The organism is Metabacillus endolithicus (assembly GCF_023078335.1).
Taxonomy (GTDB): Bacteria; Bacillota; Bacilli; order Bacillales; family Bacillaceae; genus Metabacillus; species Metabacillus endolithicus.
Genome location: NZ_CP095550.1, coordinates 2,748,673 through 2,769,174, shown reverse-complemented (window position 1 = coordinate 2,769,174; position 20,502 = coordinate 2,748,673). Strand labels below are relative to the sequence as shown.

General features: G+C 36.7%; 19 protein-coding genes, 2 pseudogenes and 2 other annotated features. All 21 genes and pseudogenes read right to left on the bottom strand.

Annotation, left to right across the window (positions count from 1 at the left end):
• Positions 1-111: 111 nt before the first annotated feature.
• The gene (rpoB, locus tag MVE64_RS14160) at positions 112-3,690 is read right to left on the bottom strand and encodes a DNA-directed RNA polymerase subunit beta (RefSeq protein WP_247339062.1); all 3,579 of its coding nucleotides are present in this window, start codon (positions 3,688-3,690) and stop codon (positions 112-114) included.
• A gap of 356 nt (positions 3,691-4,046) precedes the next feature.
• Positions 4,047-4,650 (bottom strand): annotated as a pseudogene (locus MVE64_RS14155) (class I SAM-dependent methyltransferase).
• Between the two features lie 185 nt (positions 4,651-4,835).
• A complete protein-coding gene (gene rplL / locus MVE64_RS14150; RefSeq protein WP_121664177.1) occupies positions 4,836-5,195 on the bottom strand; it encodes a 50S ribosomal protein L7/L12 in 360 nt (119 codons plus the stop codon).
• A 67-nt stretch (positions 5,196-5,262) separates the two neighbouring features.
• Positions 5,263-5,763 carry a 50S ribosomal protein L10 gene (rplJ, locus tag MVE64_RS14145; RefSeq protein WP_212138670.1) on the bottom strand — a complete coding sequence of 167 codons (501 nt, stop codon included), beginning with the start codon at positions 5,761-5,763 and terminating at the stop codon, positions 5,263-5,265.
• 46 nt (positions 5,764-5,809) lie between these two features.
• Positions 5,810-5,951, bottom strand: a sequence feature (ribosomal protein L10 leader region).
• A 49-nt stretch (positions 5,952-6,000) separates the two neighbouring features.
• On the bottom strand, positions 6,001-6,699 hold the full coding sequence (gene rplA, locus MVE64_RS14140) for a 50S ribosomal protein L1 (protein WP_231308803.1): 699 nt from the start codon (positions 6,697-6,699) through the stop codon (positions 6,001-6,003).
• A 109-nt stretch (positions 6,700-6,808) separates the two neighbouring features.
• A complete protein-coding gene (gene rplK, locus MVE64_RS14135; protein ID WP_141549707.1) occupies positions 6,809-7,234 on the bottom strand; it encodes a 50S ribosomal protein L11 in 426 nt (141 codons plus the stop codon).
• A 230-nt stretch (positions 7,235-7,464) separates the two neighbouring features.
• Positions 7,465-7,998, bottom strand: a complete 534-nt coding sequence (gene nusG / locus MVE64_RS14130) for a transcription termination/antitermination protein NusG (protein WP_121664174.1) — start codon at positions 7,996-7,998, stop codon at positions 7,465-7,467.
• A 158-nt stretch (positions 7,999-8,156) separates the two neighbouring features.
• The gene (secE, locus tag MVE64_RS14125; protein WP_231308801.1) at positions 8,157-8,339 is read right to left on the bottom strand and encodes a preprotein translocase subunit SecE; all 183 of its coding nucleotides are present in this window, start codon (positions 8,337-8,339) and stop codon (positions 8,157-8,159) included.
• Positions 8,340-8,396: 57 nt separating this feature from the next.
• Complete coding sequence (gene rpmG / locus MVE64_RS14120) at positions 8,397-8,546, bottom strand: 50S ribosomal protein L33 (RefSeq protein WP_098798338.1); 150 nt, start codon at positions 8,544-8,546, stop codon at positions 8,397-8,399.
• 89 nt (positions 8,547-8,635) lie between these two features.
• Positions 8,636-9,292: an RNA polymerase sporulation sigma factor SigH gene (gene sigH, locus MVE64_RS14115; RefSeq protein ID WP_247339058.1), complete on the bottom strand. Its 657-nt coding sequence runs from the start codon at positions 9,290-9,292 to the stop codon at positions 8,636-8,638.
• A 183-nt stretch (positions 9,293-9,475) separates the two neighbouring features.
• The gene (locus MVE64_RS14110) at positions 9,476-9,985 is read right to left on the bottom strand and encodes an NYN domain-containing protein (RefSeq protein ID WP_247339056.1); all 510 of its coding nucleotides are present in this window, start codon (positions 9,983-9,985) and stop codon (positions 9,476-9,478) included.
• A 6-nt stretch (positions 9,986-9,991) separates the two neighbouring features.
• Positions 9,992-10,735, bottom strand: a complete 744-nt coding sequence (gene rlmB, locus MVE64_RS14105) for a 23S rRNA (guanosine(2251)-2'-O)-methyltransferase RlmB (protein ID WP_247339055.1) — start codon at positions 10,733-10,735, stop codon at positions 9,992-9,994.
• Positions 10,732-11,154, bottom strand: a complete 423-nt coding sequence (locus MVE64_RS14100; RefSeq protein WP_247339054.1) for a Mini-ribonuclease 3 — start codon at positions 11,152-11,154, stop codon at positions 10,732-10,734. The genes rlmB and MVE64_RS14100 overlap by 4 nt, the downstream gene beginning before the upstream one ends.
• 116 nt (positions 11,155-11,270) lie before the next feature.
• Entirely contained in the window at positions 11,271-12,668 is a 1,398-nt protein-coding gene (cysS, locus tag MVE64_RS14095) for a cysteine--tRNA ligase (RefSeq protein WP_247347057.1), read from the bottom strand.
• The gene (cysE, locus tag MVE64_RS14090) at positions 12,619-13,314 is read right to left on the bottom strand and encodes a serine O-acetyltransferase (RefSeq protein ID WP_247339053.1); all 696 of its coding nucleotides are present in this window, start codon (positions 13,312-13,314) and stop codon (positions 12,619-12,621) included. The genes cysS and cysE overlap by 50 nt, the downstream gene beginning before the upstream one ends.
• 69 nt (positions 13,315-13,383) lie before the next feature.
• Positions 13,384-13,620: a binding site (T-box leader), on the bottom strand.
• A 188-nt stretch (positions 13,621-13,808) separates the two neighbouring features.
• On the bottom strand, positions 13,809-15,266 hold the full coding sequence (gene gltX / locus MVE64_RS14085) for a glutamate--tRNA ligase (protein WP_247339052.1): 1,458 nt from the start codon (positions 15,264-15,266) through the stop codon (positions 13,809-13,811).
• Positions 15,267-15,433: 167 nt separating this feature from the next.
• A complete protein-coding gene (ispF, locus tag MVE64_RS14080) occupies positions 15,434-15,913 on the bottom strand; it encodes a 2-C-methyl-D-erythritol 2,4-cyclodiphosphate synthase (RefSeq protein WP_247339051.1) in 480 nt (159 codons plus the stop codon).
• 42 nt (positions 15,914-15,955) lie between these two features.
• Complete coding sequence (ispD, locus tag MVE64_RS14075; RefSeq protein WP_247339050.1) at positions 15,956-16,639, bottom strand: 2-C-methyl-D-erythritol 4-phosphate cytidylyltransferase; 684 nt, start codon at positions 16,637-16,639, stop codon at positions 15,956-15,958.
• A gap of 109 nt (positions 16,640-16,748) precedes the next feature.
• Positions 16,749-17,846, bottom strand: coding sequence for a PIN/TRAM domain-containing protein (locus MVE64_RS14070; RefSeq protein ID WP_247339049.1), 1,098 nt, complete (start codon positions 17,844-17,846; stop codon positions 16,749-16,751).
• A 198-nt stretch (positions 17,847-18,044) separates the two neighbouring features.
• The gene (disA, locus tag MVE64_RS14065) at positions 18,045-19,124 is read right to left on the bottom strand and encodes a DNA integrity scanning diadenylate cyclase DisA (protein WP_121664162.1); all 1,080 of its coding nucleotides are present in this window, start codon (positions 19,122-19,124) and stop codon (positions 18,045-18,047) included.
• Positions 19,125-20,501: pseudogene (gene radA, locus MVE64_RS14060) on the bottom strand (DNA repair protein RadA).
• Position 20,502 lies beyond the last annotated feature (1 nt).

Below are 20,502 nucleotides of genomic sequence, written 5' to 3'. Positions count from 1 at the left end.
TAGTAGAAAATTAAACTGCTATGTAAAAGCAAATTACTACATAATAAGGTTCACTAAACGGAGAGGTTAACCTCCCCGTTTAGGAATTCCTTAGTAAAACTTAAACTTGTATTATTCTTTCACTACTGTATCTTTTTCTAATTCAACAGCTTCAGGCTCTGGTTCTGGTTGATCATTCACAGCAAGACCTTCAGCCTGTTGTGAATCATCTTCATCATCAAGGTCTCTCATCTCGATTTCTTGCTCGTCACTTGAAAGCATTTTTACATCCATACCTAAACTCTGAAGTTCTTTAATTAATACTTTAAATGATTCAGGAACACCAGGTTCAGGTACATTTTCGCCTTTAACAATGGCTTCATATGTTTTCACACGACCAACGACATCATCAGATTTAACAGTAAGAATCTCTTGAAGTGTATAAGCAGCACCATATGCTTCAAGTGCCCATACCTCCATCTCACCGAATCTTTGACCACCGAATTGAGCTTTACCACCTAATGGCTGTTGAGTAACTAATGAGTATGGTCCAGTTGAACGGGCATGAAGTTTATCATCAACCATGTGAGCAAGTTTAATCATATACATAATCCCTACTGATACACGGTTATCAAATGGTTCACCCGTACGTCCATCATATAAAACAGTTTTAGCATCACGAGCCATGCCTGCTTCTTCTAATGTTGACCATACGTCTTCCTCACGCGCACCATCAAATACTGGAGATGCAACATGAATACCAAGTTTTCGAGCAGCCATACCTAAGTGCAGCTCTAATACCTGACCGATATTCATACGTGAAGGAACTCCTAGAGGGTTTAACATGATATCAACAGGAGTACCGTCTGGTAAATAAGGCATATCTTCTTCCGGAAGGATACGAGAGATAACCCCTTTATTACCATGTCGTCCAGCCATTTTATCTCCCTCAGAGATTTTACGTTTTTGAACGATATAAACACGAACTAATTGGTTAACACCTGGTGGTAATTCATCACCGTCTTCACGGTTGAACACTTTAACATCAAGAATAATTCCTTCTCCACCATGTGGTACACGTAATGATGTATCACGAACTTCTCTTGCTTTTTCACCAAAGATTGCATGTAAAAGTCTTTCCTCTGCTGTTAGCTCTGTTACACCCTTAGGCGTTACTTTACCAACTAGTAGATCTCCATCTTTTACTTCTGCACCAACTCGGATAATTCCGCGCTCATCTAAGTTTCTTAATGCATCTTCCCCAACGTTAGGGATATCACGTGTAATTTCTTCAGGTCCTAATTTTGTATCACGAGATTCAGATTCATATTCTTCAATATGAATAGATGTATACACATCATCTTTAACAAGTCTTTCACTCATGATAATAGCATCCTCATAGTTATAACCATCCCATGTCATAAAGGCAACCATTACGTTTCTACCTAATGCAAGCTCACCTTTTTCCATAGATGGACCGTCAGCAAGGATTTCACCTTTTACTACTTCATCGCCTTCACTTACGATTGGACGTTGATTATAGCAAGTACCTTGGTTTGAACGGATAAACTTTAACATACTATATTTATCAAGATTTCCTTTAACCTTTTGACCGTCAACTTCTTCATATCGACGTACCCAAACATTTTTCGCTTCAACACGCTCAACAACACCTGGGTGTTTACAGATAACAGCTGCCCCTGAATCTTTACCAGAAACATATTCCATACCTGTTCCAACTATAGGTGATTCCGGATTCATTAATGGTACAGCTTGACGTTGCATGTTCGCACCCATTAATGCACGGTTTGAGTCATCATTCTCCAAGAACGGAATACATGCTGTTGCAGCAGATACAACCTGTTTAGGAGATACATCCATGTAGTCAATACGATCTCTATTAACAACTGTGTTTTCACCACGGAAACGTGCAACAATATCATTATCTATAAATGACCCATCTTCTGCTAACCTAGCATTTGCTTGGGCAACTACATAGTTATCCTCTTCATCAGCAGTTAAATAGTCAATTCTAGCTGTTACTTTACCAGTTTCAGGATCAACTCGGCGATATGGTGTTTCAATGAAGCCGAAACGATTCACTTTCGCATAAGAAGACAGTGAGTTAATCAATCCGATATTTGGACCCTCTGGAGTTTCAATTGGACACATACGACCATAGTGAGAATAGTGAACGTCACGAACTTCGAAGCCAGCACGTTCACGAGTTAAACCACCCGGTCCTAATGCAGATAAACGACGTTTATGAGTTAACTCACCTAGTGGATTTGTTTGATCCATAAATTGAGATAACTGGGAGCTACCGAAGAACTCTTTAATAGAAGCAATTACAGGACGAATATTAATAAGTTGTTGCGGAGTAATTGTATTCGTATCTTGAATAGACATTCTCTCACGAACAACACGTTCCATTCTTGATAAACCAATTCTAAACTGGTTTTGCAGTAATTCCCCTACTGAACGTAATCTACGGTTTCCAAGGTGATCGATATCATCTGTGTCACCAACACCATGTAGAAGGTTAAAGAAGTAACTAATAGAAGATAAAATATCTGCAACTGTAATATTTTTAATAGCTTCTTCTACATAAGCGTTACCTAATACATTAATAACCTTTTCGCCTTCCGGGTCATTAGGTGCATATATCTTGATAGATTGAATCGTTACTTCATCCTCAGTAACACCGCCTGAAGGATGTTCTTTTTTAAATCCAACACCACTTTCAAGATTTGGTATAATTCGGTCTAACGTTCTTCTATCAATCATTGTACCTTTTTCTGCAATGATTTCTCCTGTTTCAGGATCTACTAATGTTTCTGCTAGTCTTTGATTAAAAAGACGATTTTTAATATGAAGCTTTTTATTAATTTTATAGCGACCAACATTCGCTAAATCATAGCGTTTTGGATCAAAAAATCTAGAGTCTAATAAACTCTTTGCATTTTCAACAGTTGGTGGCTCACCTGGACGAAGTCGCTCGTAAATTTCAAGCAAAGCTTTCTCTGTACTTTCCGTATTATCTTTATCAAGAGTGTTACGTAAGTACTCATTTTCACCTAATAAATCGATGATTTCTTGATCAGAGCCAAACCCAAGAGCACGTAAGAGAACCGTTACCGGTAATTTACGAGTACGATCTATACGCACATATACAACATCTTTGGCGTCAGTTTCGTATTCTAACCAAGCCCCACGGTTTGGAATAACAGTCGCAGTAAAGCCTTTTTTACCATTTTTGTCGACCTTCGCACTGTAATATACACTTGGTGAACGGACTAGCTGAGAAACGATAACACGCTCTGCTCCGTTGACAACAAATGTACCTGTCTCTGTCATGAGAGGAAAATCTCCCATAAAGACATCCTGATCTTTTACTTCACCAGTTTCCTTGTTAATTAAACGAACCTTAACACGTAATGGCGCCGAATAGGTAACATCGCGTTCTTTTGATTCCTCAACAGGGTACTTAGGATCCCCCAAGCTATAATCAATAAACTCTAGCGAGAGGTTACCAGTGAAATCCTCAATTGGAGAAATATCTTGAAACATTTCTCTTAAGCCCTCATCAAGAAACCACTGATAGGAAGAGGTTTGAATCTCAATAAGATTTGGTAATTCTAACACTTCACTAATGCGTGCATAACTTCTACGTTGGCGGTGTCGTCCATACTGAACTAGTTGACCTGTCAACTCATTCACCCCTCAAATCAAGCGTAATAGGATCTTGCGTCGTACTATTATGTATACCTTTTTTAGACAGACGAATAAGAGAACTCACATATGATCATTCTCTTTAAAAACAATATCTTTACATACTACCAATAAAAAATCTGCAATAAAACATAGGAAAATGCAAGTACTGACGCAAGGAAAAAACAAAAAATAAAAAGGGTTTCTAGTAAGAAAACCACATTTTTAAAACGTACTTTTGATTTTAATAGTATTCCCATAAAACTAATTTCTATACATCTTTTACCTTAAAAATTAGATAGTTATGGAAATTATATATTGGCATTTTATAATACTAACACAACAAAAAAATGGAGTCAACTCTTTTTTGCTTTTATGATATAATAAATCCTTTTTCTTTTCCACAACTTCCACTTCATTAAACATTTCATTTAGTTTATCCATCGCTGACGGTGCTCCCTGTTTTTTTTGTATAACAATCCATAACTCACCCTCCTGCTCAAGATGTTCAAAACTTTTTTCAAAAATAGAGTGAACAACTTGCTTCCCTGCTCGAATTGGTGGATTTGTTAAAACAGCGGCATATTTGCGATCTTCACTAATGTTTTCAAATTGATTACTTTGAAATATATTTACATTCTCCACTTTGTTAAGAGCAGCATTATCTTTCGCTAACTCTATTGCCCGTTCATTAATATCGATCATGTCTACTTGTTTGTTAAAACTCTTTGCAAGAGACAACCCAATAGGCCCATATCCACAACCAACATCTAGATAATCACCACTTACATCCGGTGGTAAAAATGTTTCTATTAAAAGACGGGAACCAAAATCTACTTCATTTTTTGAAAACACTCCACGGTCACTTTGAAATGTAAAAAGAAAATCCTTTAGTTGAAATGTCCATGTTTTACGATCACTTTCAACAGTTGGCTTCTCAGAATAATAATGATTACTCATAAAAGTTCCTCCTCTTACAGAAGAATAGGTTTTACATCAACCTTGTATTTTATACGTATTAAATCAAATTTAATGATAAAAAATCATCTACTACAAAATGCGCATAGATTCATTAGTACTTCAATTATCCTAAAGTACAAAAAAGCCCGCCTTTAACCGGCGAGCTTTTTTATATAGTACATTTATTACTTAACTTCTACAGAAGCTCCAACTTCTTCAAGTTTAGCTTTTAATTCTTCAGCTTCTTCTTTAGAAACGCCTTCTTTAAGTGGTTTTGGAGCGTTATCTACTAATTCTTTAGCTTCTTTTAAGCCTAAGCCAGTAGCTTCACGTACAACTTTGATAACCTTGATTTTTTGTCCGCCAGCACTTGCAAGTACTACGTCAAATTCAGTTTGCTCAGCAGCAGCTTCGCCACCAGCAGCAGCAACAGCTACAGGAGCCGCAGCAGTTACACCAAACTCTTCTTCGATTGCTTTAACTAAGTCGTTTAATTCTAAAACAGTCATATTTTTAACTGCTTCAATGATTTGTTCTTGAGTCATTATAATTTCCTCCTTGTTTTTCCTGTTAATATTTTATTAGTAAAGACATACTAGATTGTTGTACCGATTAAGCACCTTGTTCTTCTTTTTGTTCTGCAACTGCTTTAGTAGCAAGAGCAAAGTTACGGATAGGAGCTTGAAGTACGCTAAGCAACATAGAAAGTAAACCTTCGCGTGATGGAAGTTCAGCAAGAGCTTTAACTTCTTCAACACTAGCAACATTACCTTCAATTACACCAGCTTTGATTTCAAGAGCTTCGTGTTTTTTAGCGAAGTCATTTAAAATTTTAGCCGGAGCTACAACATCATCATTACTGAATGCAATTGCGTTAGGTCCTGTTAATACATCATTAAGACCAGTAAGCTCAGCTTGCTCAACAGCACGACGAGTCATTGTGTTTTTGTAAACTTTGAAGTCGATTCCTGCTTCACGTAATTGCTTACGTAATTCAGTAACTTCACTTACAGTTAATCCGCGGTAATCAACAACGATAGTAGATTTACTTTCACGGAACTTAGTAGAAATTTCATCTACGATCTGTTTCTTTTGTTCGATAATTGCGCTCATTGTTACACCTCCTGTTAGATTCATGTAACACTAGTACCGTTCGGTGATGGTCATTAAAAAACCTCCACAAGACATGGAGGTTTTGTACATACAATAAGCAAAATCATGCTTTATTCGTAAATACACCTCGGCAGGATATTTAAGCTTATAAAAGCACCTACTGTCTACGGTATAGCGATATTTGTTTTAAACAACATTGATAATTATATATAAACTTCTATACGAAGTCAATAGCTATTATTTTACAGCGAAGCTTGAAGAATCTACCTTCACACCAGGTCCCATAGTAGAAGTAGCATTTACGCTCTTCATATAAGTACCTTTTGCTGCAGAAGGCTTAGCTTTTAATAAGGTTTCATAAACTGTTGTAAAGTTCTCTACAAGTTTGCTATCTTCAAATGATACTTTTCCGATAGGAACATGGATAATACCAGCTTTATCAAGACGGTATTCAACTTTACCAGCTTTGATTTCATTAACAGCTTTTGTTACATCAAATGTAACTGTTCCAGTTTTAGGGTTTGGCATTAAACCTTTTGGTCCTAATACACGTCCTAATTTACCAACTTCACCCATCATGTCTGGAGTTGCAACGATTACGTCAAACTCAAACCAACCTTGTTGGATTTTGTTGATGTAGTCTGCATCACCAACATAATCAGCACCTGCTGCTTCAGCTTCTTTCGCTTTTTCACCTTTAGCAAATACTAATACACGTTGAGTTTTACCAGTACCATTTGGAAGTACTACTGCTCCACGGATTTGTTGGTCAGCTTTCTTAGGGTCTACGCCTAAACGGAAAGCAACTTCTACAGTTGCATCAAATTTTGCGATGCTAGTCTTTTTAACTAGTTCTACTGCTTCTTGTACAGAGTAGAAATTCGAACGATCTACTAATTTAGCAGCTTCTAAAAACTTTTTACCTTTTTTAGCCATTTTTGTTTCCTCCTTAGTGGTTTTAGCGGAATAACCTCCCACGAATAAAGGTTGCGAACTTGTTTTTAAGCAAACTCGCAACCCCCTAACACAACTCGACTAATAGAAATTAGTCTTCGATAACGATACCCATGCTACGTGCAGTACCTTCTACCATACGCATTGCTGACTCAACACTAGCTGCGTTTAAATCAGGCATTTTTGTTTCAGCGATTTCACGTACCTTGTCACGCTTAACAGTCGCTACTTTATTACGGTTTGGTTCACCAGAACCAGACTCAATTCCAGCTGCTTTCTTAAGTAATACAGCAGCAGGAGGAGTTTTCGTAATAAATGTAAATGAACGATCCTCGAATACTGTGATTTCAACTGGAATGATTAATCCAGCTTGTTCAGCCGTACGAGCGTTGAACTCTTTACAGAATCCCATGATATTAACACCAGCTTGACCTAATGCAGGACCAACTGGTGGAGCTGGATTAGCTTTAGCTGCAGGAATTTGCAATTTTACAATTTTAATTACTTTTTTAGCCACGAGACACACCTCCTTAAGTCCGTGATGTGGTAATGGGGTTTATTACCCTCCCACTCATCTAGCCACTCGAGTTTCGAATGGTCATAATTAGAGCAACTCATTAAATGAGTTTACCTACCCTTATACTTTCAGAAATAGAAATTTCTGATCAAAATAATATCTCAAGTCTCGAGACATACTGACCTATGAAATATTACCACTTTTCGAAATTGATTTCAAGTTTTTTTACATTATAATTTCGTTACTTGAGAAAAATCTAGTTCTACTGGTGTTTCACGGCCGAACATATTCACAAGAACTTTAAGTTTATTTTTATCTTGATCGATTTCTTCGATGGAACCTGTGAAATTAGCAAAAGGACCTTCTGTTACTTTAACAGTTTCTTTTAATTCATAATCAATTTCAACACGACGCTCATCCATACCCATGCGTTTCAAAATAAAACTCACTTCATCAGGTAATAGTGGTGTTGGTTTAGACCCATGACCTGCAGAGCCTACGAACCCAGTTACTCCAGGTGTGTTTCGCACAACATACCATGAGTCATCCGTCATGACGATCTCAACTAGCACATAACCTGGGAAGACCTTCTTTTTAACTACTTTCTTCTTACCATCCTTAATATCTGTTTCTTCCTCTTCAGGTACAACCACGCGGAAGATCTTGTCTTCCATTCCCATCGATTCTACACGTTTTTCAAGGTTGGCCTTAACTTTATTCTCATAACCTGAATAGGTGTGTACTACATACCAATTCTTTTCCATAGTTTCAGGACTACTTGTCCTTCCCTCCCCACAATAGGTTGATCAACAAACGATAGCATCTGCTTATATTATTACTTTTTTATACAATGAAAAAACCCGTTTAACGGGTTTTGCAGACAAAGTTTAATATTTTCTATTATAGCACGATTTTCCATTTGTTATTCAAAAAACAAACGAATTAAAGAAGAAATACCTAAGTCAACAACCGCAAAGAACACTGCCACAAATGTAACAGTTGATACAACTGTTATTGTGTACTTTGTAAGCTCTTTACCTTTAGGCCAGCTGACTTTTTTCATTTCACGAGTAACATCTCGGAAAAAACTAATTAAACGTTGCATTGTGCTACCTCCAGGATAATAAGGAAACTTCATTATATGAAATATATAAGTGCTGTACTATTTCGTTTCACGGTGGTTTGTATGCGAATTACATACTTTACAAAATTTATTAACATCCAACCGATCATTTGTGCTTGTACTATTTTTCATCGTTGTATAATTTCTACTTCCACACGATGTGCATGCAAGGATAATCTTTTTACGCATGTCATCACCTACCGCTACGTTTTATTCTTTAAAACTGTATCACAGTAGAATTTTTTCGTCAACAAACGTTCATATCCTAATGTATATAATTATAAACTAATCTCCCGTAGTTCTAAATAGCGTTCTAACTTTCTCTTCACTCGTTGCAGAGCGTTATCAATCGATTTAACATGTCTATTCAGCTCTTCGGAGATTTCATGGTATGACCTGCCGTCCAAATATAATGCTAAGACCTTTCGTTCAAGATCACTTAGTAACTCCCCCATCTTCACCTCAATATCATCAAATTCTTCTTGATTGATAATGAGTTCCTCAGGGTCCATCACTTTTGCACCAGTAATAACGTCCATAAGTGTTCGATCAGACTCTTCATCATATATTGGCTTGTCTAAAGAAACATAGGAATTCAGCGGAATATGCTTTTGACGAGTTGCAGTTTTTATTGCGGTAATGATTTGCCTTGTAATACATAGCTCGGCAAATGCTTTAAAAGAAGTGAGCTTGTCCTCCTTGAAGTCACGAATGGCTTTGTATAAACCAATCATTCCCTCCTGGATAATATCTTCCCGGTCAGCACCGATTAGAAAATATGATCTTGCTTTCGCCCGGACAAAATTTCGGTATTTTGTAATTAAATAATCAAGCGCTTCACTTTCTCCAAAATGCACAAGTTCAACTACTTGTTCATCTTCCAATAACTCTAAATCTTCTTTGTTGACTTTGCCCCTGTTGATTGGTGAATTCAAGTCGATCCCCCCGACCGCACGCAAGATAACAATATTATACAGTATTGGTTTTGTAAGCGTCAACCAGACATGAACATAACGTCCTGTCACATGACTGTACTTACAACCCTATTTTCTGAAGCCTTGTTTTGCTGTTGAATATCTTGCATTGCCAAAGGTAGTAGATTTCATCCTTAATACTACTCAAAGATCTCCTCTTCGCCACTTTTCCAATTTTTCTAGAACATCTTCTGGAATAGCAATCTTTGAAGAAGGTCGTTTTTCCTCAATCTTCTTCACTTTGTGTTGAATCCTGTTTTCAATTGACGTCATTTCATTAAGTAATTCTCTTGCTGATTTCCTTAATGCACCTTGTCCAAAGATTGCCCATTGCTCAGTAAAGTCTGAGGTAGCTACATGAACTTGAGTTTTAATATTGCTTAATGAAATAGCCAACTTCTCAATTCTTTCATCCGCTGTTTCATTTTCTCTTGTAAAAATGACTTCAACTCGATAATTTTTCTGCTTTTTCTCAATGCCTTTTACCATATGAGCATCAAATACAATAATGACCCGGTATCCTGTATATGCTTGATATTCAGCCATTTTTTCAATTAATAGATCTCGTGCTCCCGCTAAATCATTTTTCTTAAGGTTTTGTAATTCCGGCCACGCACCGATAATGTTATATCCATCAACCAATAGGATATCCATTTCACTCTACTCCCCTAGAGGATATCGCTTTCTATATACCTCATACATTAAGAGACTAGCTGCTACAGATGCATTTAATGATGTAACATGTCCAACCATTGGCATCTTGACTAAGAAATCACATTTTTCTTTTATAAGACGACCAATCCCCTTACCTTCACTTCCTATAATTAATGCAAGTGACATCTTTCCATCAAGATTGCGGTAATCATCTGCTCCTTTTGCATCTGTCCCTACAATCCATACTCCTTTTTCCTTTAGATCATCGATTGTTCTCGCCATATTCGTAACCCTTGCCACAGGGATATGTTCAATTGCCCCAGTAGATGACTTTGCTACAGTAGCTGTTAGCCCAACTGCCCTTCGCTTAGGGATAACAATACCATGTGCCCCTACTGCATCAGCCGTTCTCATGATGGACCCGAGGTTATGTGGATCCTCAATTTCATCTAGCAATAATAAAAATGGTGGTTCATTTCGTTCTTCAGCTACTTTTAGTAAATCGTCAACATGAACATATTCATAGGCAGCCACCTGGGCAACTACACCTTGATGGTTTCCTTCCACCATCTGATCAATCTTCTTTTTAGGGACAAAATTGATGGTTATACCTCTTTCTTTAGCAAGCTTCGTTATTTGCTGGGCTTGTCCTTTTAAAGAGTTTTCTGCTACCCATATTTTATTAATGTCTCTCGATGATTTTAATACCTCGATTACCGGATTACGTCCAATAATAAGATCTTCACTCATGACATCCCCTCCTTTCCATCAATAAATGTAAATGACTTTTGAATTAGTTCCTCAAGACGTTCGTGCCTTTTTTCTAAGTAAAGGTATCCAATCAGTGCTTCAAACGCTGTACTATAACGATAAGTTTGTACATCTGTATTTTTTGGGATTGTCCCTGACTTTGCATTTCTTCCTCTTCTTAACACCGCTTGCTCTTCTTCAGTAAGAAACTCAAGCGAGAAAAAATGGTGTAATGTGCTTGCTTGTGCCTTTGCAGATACAAATCTTTTTGCTTGATTATGAAGTTGATTAGGACGGATATTGCCTTTAGCTAAAAGATAATGTCTTACATAAATCTCATAAACAGCATCGCCAATATAAGCCAAAGCCAAGCTATTTAAGAGCTTGGAATCTTTTATTGTAGGTAATTCTAAAAACATTGTGTTCCTCTTTTCCTATTGAAGGCAGAGCTACAGTAAGGTTAAAGCCTGGAGCCCTGCCTATAGTCTTAACTATATTTCTTTTTATCTTTATTCCCCAATTATGTGTACTGTAATCAACCGCGCTTCCATCTCGTACCTTGTGGTGTATCCTCCAAGATGATATTTAGGTCTTTTAATTTATCACGGATTTCATCAGCTAAAGCAAAATTGCGGTCTTTTCTTGCTTGAATACGCTGTTGAATCATTTCGTCAATTTCTTCATCCAAAAGATCTGTTGATTCAAATGTTACCCCTAACACTTTACCCAGTTGATCAAATTGATCTAAGAAAGCTTGAATCACTTCAGTTGATGTATTCTGTTCCTGCAAATAGTAATTTGCTTGTTTTGATAGATCAAATAAAACTGAAATAGCATTAGCTGTATTAAAGTCATCATCCATTTCTTCTTTAAATTGCTGTTGATAGTTTTTAATTTTTGTTAGCCATTCTTCGTTATTATCCGTTAAATTTGTGCTGCTGTTTTTACGATGCTTTAAATTTCCATATGATGTTGTTAAACGTTCAAACGCGTTCTTTGTACTCTCTAATAACTCCTGAGAGAAGTTGATTGGGTGTCTATAATGAACAGACAACATAAAGAAACGAACAATTTGTGGATCGATTTCTTTAATAATATCGTGAACTAAAACAAAGTTCCCTAAAGACTTTGACATCTTTTCATTATTAATATTAATATATCCGTTGTGTAACCAATACTTAGCAAACTGCTTACCTGTTACAGCTTCAGATTGAGCAATTTCATTTTCATGATGAGGGAATGTTAAGTCCTGACCACCGGCATGAATGTCAATTGTGTCACCTAAATATTTTTGTGCCATAGCAGAGCACTCAATATGCCAGCCAGGTCGACCATGCCCCCACGGACTTTCCCAGGAAATTTCCCCTTCTTTTGCTGATTTCCAAAGAACAAAGTCTAGAGCATCCTGCTTTTTATCCCCTACTTCAATTCTGTTTCCTAAGCGAAGCTCCTCAACCGATTGATGTGAAAGCTTTCCATACTCTTTAAATTCTCTTGTCTTATAATAAACATCACCGCCTGCTTCATAAGCAAAGCCTTTATCAATTAAAGCTTGGATAAAATCAATAATAATATCAATGTTTTCTGTTACACGTGGATGTGTGGTCGCACGTTTGCAGCCAAGTGCTGTTACATCTTCAAAATATGCGTCAATAAACCGATCTGCAATGGTAGGAACATCTTCACCCAGTTCATTAGCCGCTTTAATTAATTTATCATCCACATCTGTGAAGTTTGATATATAGTTCACCTCATACCCGCTAAACTCTAAGTATCTTCTTACCGTATCATAAACAATTGCGGGTCTAGCATTTCCTATATGAATATAATTATAAACGGTTGGACCACAAACATACATTTTTACCTTTCCCGGTTCTAGAGGCTCAAACGTTTCTTTTTGTCTCGTTAGCGTATTGTACAACTTTATTGTCATAGTCATTCTTTCCTTTCCTTAGGTGTTGTACTTCATCTCTTAATTGTTTTAACTCAGCTTCTAACTCCTTAAAACGATCTGAAACTGGATCTGGTAAATCAGAATGGTTTAAGTCCTGATCAACTCTCTTTCCATTTTGGATAACGACTCTTCCAGGAATTCCAACAACAGTCGATTGATCTGGCACATCTTTTAGGACAACAGACCCCGCTCCTATCTTTGAGTATGCTCCAACAGTAATAGAGCCTAACACCTTTGCTCCTGTAGCAATTAGCGCATTGTCTTTAATGGTCGGATGCCTTTTTCCCTTTTCTTTTCCCGTTCCACCAAGTGTTACTCCCTGGAAGACCGTCACATTGTCTCCAATCTCACATGTTTCCCCGATAACAACGCCCATTCCATGGTCAATAAAGAAACGGCGTCCAATTCTTGCAGCAGGATGAATCTCAACTCCTGTAAAAAACCTGCTTATCTGCGAGATAGCTCTAGCTAAGAAAAAGAACTTCTTTTTGTAAAAAGCATGGGCAATTCGATGACTCCAAATGGCATGTAATCCTGAATAAGTTAAAATAACTTCAAAATAATTTCTTGCTGCGGGATCTTGCTCAAAAACAACCTCTACGTCTTCTTTCATCATTTTCAACATTCATTTCCCCTCCAATCATAAACTTTATTAGATTTTTCCTGAGAATATAAAAAAGCGCCTCTGCAACATGACAGAGACGCTTGAATGCGCGGTTCCACTCTGTTTAGGAAAGAGTACAACGATCACTCTAACCTCAACTTTAACTCTGTAACGTAGAGGGTACGCCTTTACTTACTAGTCTACATGACGTTTAGCAAAGGACTCTAAGGTGCACTTCAAGAATTACTTCACTTAAACCCCTTTCAGCCGATGAGGGTTCTCTCTATAAAGGAAATAAAACTCTACTCTCCTTATCAACGCTTTAAATATAGTTTAACCATACTATATTACATTTTTATGCAAATGTTAACTGAATCATCTTCATAATGTACAATTTGTTACCAAAAAAACGTTTGAGGCTCATTTTTTATTGCATATCTTCGTATATTCAACAATAAGCTAGATGAAAGAAAAATCTCGTTTTTTGATTAAAAAGCGATCATTATGAAATGAACTCAACTAATTGCATTTTGTAATCTAGCTAAAACGGTGGATTTTCCTAAAACCGCAATAGACTTTGGTAAGTCCGGTCCATGTGTTTGACCTGTTATCGCTACACGAATCGGCATAAATAAATTTTTCCCTTTTTGTCCGGTTGCTTTCTGGACAGCCTTTATCATTGTTTTCACTGTATCAGCTGAAAAATCATCGCTTTGATTGATTTCACTCACAAACGCTGATAAAACTTCAGGAACTTGCTCTCCTGCAAGAACATCGTTTGCTTCCTCTTCATAAGAGATTTCTTCTTTAAAGAAAAGCTCCGTTAAATCAACAATTTCTGCTCCAAAGTTCAATTGCTCTTGATAGAGCGCAATTAATTGATGAGTTCTTTCCTGTTCTTCCTCGCTCATGTTTTCTGACACTTTCCCCGCTTTAATTAAATGAGGCAAGCAAAGTGGAATTAATTTTTCAAGATCTAGCTGCTTAATATATTGATTATTCATCCAAGCTAATTTATGTGTATCAAAGACAGCTGGAGATTTAGAAAGACGATTCGCATCAAAGATTTCAATTAATTGATTCTTTGTAAATACCTCTTCTTCTCCGCCCGGCGACCAACCAAGTAATGAAATAAAGTTAAATAACGCTTCTGGTAGATAACCAAGATCTTCATATTGCTCAATAAATTGAATGATTGATTCATCTCGTTTACTTAATTTTTTGCGGTTTTCATTTACGATTAATGTCATATGACCGAATACAGGAATATCCCAGCCAAACGCTTCATAAATCATCAATTGCTTTGGCGTATTAGAAATGTGGTCTTCTCCTCTTAGTACATGTGAAATCCCCATTAAGTGGTCATCAACAGCTACTGCAAAATTATAAGTAGGTGTTCCGTCCTTTTTGACAATAACAAAGTCACCCATTCCTTCTGACTCAAAGGAAATATCCCCTTTTACCATGTCAGTAAAACGGTACTCTTTATTAGCAGGTACTCGAAAACGAATGCTTGCTTGAAGCCCTTGTGATTCTAATTCGTTTTGTTCTTCTTTTGTTAAGTTAGCGTGCTTACCAGAATACTGAGGTGTTTCACCTCTCGCCATTTGTTCTTCACGTTCTTTTTCCAGCTCTTCTTCTGTACAATAACATTTATAAGCTAAACCTTTTTCTAGAAGCTCTTCATAATATTTCTTGTAAATATCATTTCTCTCTGACTGGCGATATGGACCATATTCTCCACCAACATCAATACTTTCATCCCAATCAATTCCTAGCCATTTTAAGTACTTTAATTGACTTTCTTCTCCGCCAGCAATATTACGTTTCTTATCCGTATCTTCAATACGTATAATAAATTTTCCACCTTGATTTTTAGCGAATAAATAATTAAATAATGCTGTTCTTGCATTTCCAATATGTAAATGTCCAGTTGGACTTGGTGCATAACGAACTCTAACTTCTTTTGCCATCTTTGCTACCTCCGTCTTTTTGACTCTTCGTTTCCAAGCTACTTAAAAATATAAGCAACCCATAGTTATTAATTTTTATGTAAAATTACGAATAACGTATAAGAACAGACCTAATTTTACCACCAAAATAAAGCAGATACAAAATAAATCAACAAACCTAATTTGTGTTATGTACGCTGCTGAATCAGGACTGTTGCCATTGAAGCAATTCCCTCTTGTCTACCTGTAAAACCTAATTTTTCAGTTGTTGTTGCTTTTACATTGACTTGTGATGCTTCAGCTTCTAATAATTCAGCAATCCTATTTCTCATGTCTTCAATAAATGGTGCCATTTTAGGCTTTTGCGCAATAATTGTACAATCAATATTACCTAATTCATAACCTTTATTTTTTACGATCTCCCATACATGTTTTAATAACTTTGCAGAATCCGCATCTTTAAAAGTGGGATCTGTATCAGGGAAGTGTTTCCCAATATCCCCTTCACCAATTGCACCTAAGCAAGCATCTGCAACTGTATGTAATAATACATCAGCATCTGAATGGCCTAATAACCCTTTTTCATATGGAATCTCAATTCCTCCGATTATTAAGGGGCGATCTTCCACTAATTGATGTACATCAAAACCTTGTCCAACTCTTATCATTTATTATTCCCACTTTCTATAACCTAATAGACACTATGAAATTTACATCTTTCTCTTCGACAAAATCGCTTCTGCTATGTACAGATCCTCGGGTGTTGTGATTTTAATATTTGTATATTCACCAGCAACGATCGAAACCGCTTGATCTACTCTTTCTAGAAGACTCGCATCATCTGTTCCTAGAAAGTTTTCTCTCACTGCTTTTTCATGTGCTTCTAAAATAATTGATAAATGGAACGCTTGTGGAGTTTGGATTGACCAAAGTGAAGAACGTTCAACTGTTTCGACTACCACTCCATCTTTCGCTCTCTTTATTGTATCTTTAACTGGCACAGCAAGTGTTGCCGCACCGGTTATGATCGTTTTTGACAAAAGTGCCTCTATAATATCATGAGTAAGAAAAGGTCTTGCTCCATCATGAACAAGAACTAAATCTCCCTCTTCCACTGCCTTTAACCCGTTATAAACACTGTATTGGCGCTCTTGTCCACCAGATACTAAATGTTTGATTTTGGATATGCGGTACTTTTTTATCAGCTGTTGAAAGTCAGCTTTTTCTGCATCATTAATTACTAATATAATACCCTTACAGTGGGAATGTTCTTCAAAAACCTTTAATGTATGTATAATAATTGGAATCTGTTCTAGTTGAATAAACTGCTTATTCTTACCTGCATTCATCCGCTTACCCTGACCAGCAGCAGGTATTATGACTTGATAATTCATTGGAGTTACTCCTTCAATAATTCAGTATAACATCATAATAAAAGATTCCTCACTATATGTAAAACAGCCCATGAGACATAGAGTTAAATGTTTCATGGGCTGAGGTATATTATAATGCTTTTTCTAATAGCTTGGGTTTTGCAAAGATCATTCTTCCAGCCGAAGTCTGAAGAACACTTGTTACAAGCACATCAATATGCTTTCCAATGTAATTTCGGCCATCCTCAACAACAATCATTGTTCCATCATCTAAATAGGCAACACCTTGATTATGCTCTTTCCCGTCTTTAATGACCTGAACATTCATTTCTTCACCAGGTAACACAACAGGCTTAACCGCATTTGCCAAATCATTAATATTCAATACATGAACCTTTTGTAATTCACAAACCTTATTGAGGTTAAAATCATTTGTTACAACAACACCTGATGTGAGTTTTGCAAGCTTAACGAGTTTACTATCCACCTCTTGTATTTCCTCAAAATCACCTTCATAAATTTCTACATTTATAGAAAGCTCTTTTTGAATACGGTTCAGGATATCAAGACCTCTTCTTCCACGATTTCGTTTTAATACATCAGAAGAATCCGCGATATGCTGTAATTCTTCTAGAACAAATTGAGGGATCACGATGGTTCCTTCTAGGAATCCTGTTTGACAGATATCCGCAATTCGCCCATCTATAATGACACTCGTGTCCAATATTTTAAGCTTTTTATCTTCAATTTCAACCTCGTCATCAGAGATTCCTTTTTTCTTACCTATTTTATTTTGAACTGTAAAAACATTAATTAATTCGTCTCGTTTCTTAAATCCTACTTGAAAACCTAGATACCCAAGCAGTAGTGTTAAGAATATTGGAATAATGGTGTTAAAGACTTGGTACTGGATCGTATTTAAAGGGATAACAATAAGAAAAGCAACTATAAGACCAAATATTAATCCTAGACTACCAAATAAAACATCTGTAACAGGGGCTTTTACAACAGCTTCTTCTAAGACCCTGATCCAATTCACAACATAATCGACCAACCAAAATGTTGCCACAAAGAATATGATTGCACCTAGTACTGCTAGCGTATAAGGTGTATTAATAAAAGGTATGTCCTGCATATTCATTAATTCAAGTAGTTGTGGCATAAATAGGATTCCTAACATCCCACCTACACTTAGAAAAAATAGTTGGATTATGCGTTTAATTAACATACCTTCACCTCCTTTTTAATTATTACTACTTTATCCTAATTTGCTGACTTGTGAAATAGATAAATTAAAATGTAAATAGATTGATACATGTCTGTAATCTTGGCTATGACCCAAAAACACATACATTAAAAAACAATTTTAATATACCCTATTTTACAGAAATTAAAACAGTAATCGTAAAACTTTCATGAAATCTTCTTATATATGACGATCAATTAGTAGTTGGTCTTGCAATCTCTTCAGTCCTTCTTTTATTTTCTTAGCTCTTACCTCACCAATTCCTTCTACCTCGTCTAACTGTTCTACGGATGCTTTCATAATAAGTTTCAAATTTTTATATGTTGTCACTAAATTTTCAATAATTATCGTAGGCAGTCTCGGAATTTTGTTTAAAATGCGATAACCACGTGAAATAACTGGACTGTCTATATTTGTAAAAGAAGAATAACCTAATAATTTAAACAGAACGGAATCTTCCAAAAGCTCAAAGCTCGATAAGTCTTGAAGCTGTTTAATGACAGGGTAAGGGTCTACTGACTTATCGACAGCATAATCCTTAATTAAAAGAGCCGCTTCTTCTTCTAACCCTGTCAAAAGTTCTGCTAACTGCAAGCGGATCAGATGTCCTTCAGCTCCAAGTTCATTCACATAATCATTTATTTCATCCTTAATTCTAAGAACCATCTCAAACCTGTGAAGTACTTGAAGAACTTCTTTAAATGTCACTAGCTCTTCTAATTCAAGTGCACCTAGCGTCATAATTGATTGATCTAACACGATTTTATATTTTTCTAATGTTTGAATGGCTTGATTTGCTTTTGTTAAGATAACACCTATATCCCTTAATGCATATCTAAGCTCTCCATGATACAGCGTGATTACATTTCTTCTTTGTGAAATAGCAATAACTAAATTACCCGTTTGTTTCGCCACACGCTCAGCCGTACGATGTCTCATGCCCGTTTCAGAGGAGTAAATAGTAGGGTCAGGAACCAGTTGAGCATTTGCATACATGATTTTGTTTCCTGAATCACTTAAGATGATAGCTCCATCCATTTTCGCAAGCTCATATAAATGAGCAGATGAAAATGGACATTCAATTGTAAAGCCTCCATCAATTACTTCCTTTACCTTGTCATTATGACCAACAACAATTAACCCACCTGTTTTTGCTCGAAGTACATTTTCTATCCCTTCTCTAATAGGTGTTCCAGGCGCTACAAACTGCAAAATTTCATTTAATGTCTTTTCGCCTGACTTACTCTCTATATCTGTCATTTATGATCCCCCTAATGTTTTTTGGAGGGCCTCTGCTACATTTTTTACTCCTATAATTTCTATATCATCTGGTGGATTCCAACCGCCTATATTTGCATGTGGAATGACCGCCCTCTTAAAACCTAGCTTTGCAGCCTCAATCACTCTTTGTTCAATTCTCGACACTCTACGAACCTCACCTGTTAACCCAACTTCCCCTATAATAACGTCAGTTGGTTTTGGTGGTTCATCCTTAAAACTAGATGCAATACTAACAGCAACAGCTAAATCAATAGCAGGTTCATCAAGCTTTACGCCTCCGGCAACCTTTAGATATGCATCCTGGTTTTGCAAAAGAAGACCAACACGTTTCTCTAGAACAGCCATTAACAATGGCACTCGATTATGATCTATTCCAGTTGCCATTCTCCTTGGGTTTCCAAAACTGGTCGGAGAGATAAGAGCCTGAATTTCAACAAGCACTGATCTGGTACCCTCCATTGAGGCAACAACTGTTGAACCTGCCGCACCCTTAGACCTTTCCTCTAGAAAAATCTCTGATGGATTTTGCACCTCTTCTAAACCAGCTTCTTTCATCTCGAAAATTCCCATCTCATTTGTAGAACCAAAGCGATTTTTTACAGCACGCAATATTCGATACGTATGATGTCTTTCTCCCTCAAAATAGAGGACAGTATCAACCATATGCTCTAATAGCCTTGGACCTGCAATTGAACCCTCTTTCGTTACATGACCAACAATGAATACTGCAATTCCCTTTGTTTTGGTATTCTCATTAATTCAGCCGTTGATTCTCTTACTTGAGACACACTACCTGGAGCAGAGCTTATTTCACTATGATAAACAGTTTGAATCGAATCGACCACTACAAAGGCTGGGTTTGTTTCATCGATTGCTTTTGAAATAAAGCTTAAATCTGTTTCAGATAAAACTAATAATTTATTAGATTTTACCCCTAAGCGATCTGCCCTTAATTTCGTTTGTTTAACGGATTCTTCACCAGATATATATAAAACATCATGACCGTTATCAGCTAATTGAGAGGATACTTGTAATAACAGGGTTGACTTCCCAATACCAGGGTCACCACCAATTAAAACTAAAGATCCCTTCACAATACCACTTCCGAGTACACGGTTAAATTCTTTAAGGTTTGTAAATATTCTTGGTTCTTGGGTTGTTTCAATTGTTGTGATCGGCGAGGGTTTTTGTACCGTTTGATTGGAATGAGCAAAAACAGTACCTTCGAGGTGACCCAGACTTTAATACTTCTTCTGTCATTGTATTCCATTCACCACATCCTGGGCATTTTCCCATCCACTTCGGTGATTCATATCCACAGGTTTGACAAATAAACTTTACCTTTGCTTTTGCCATA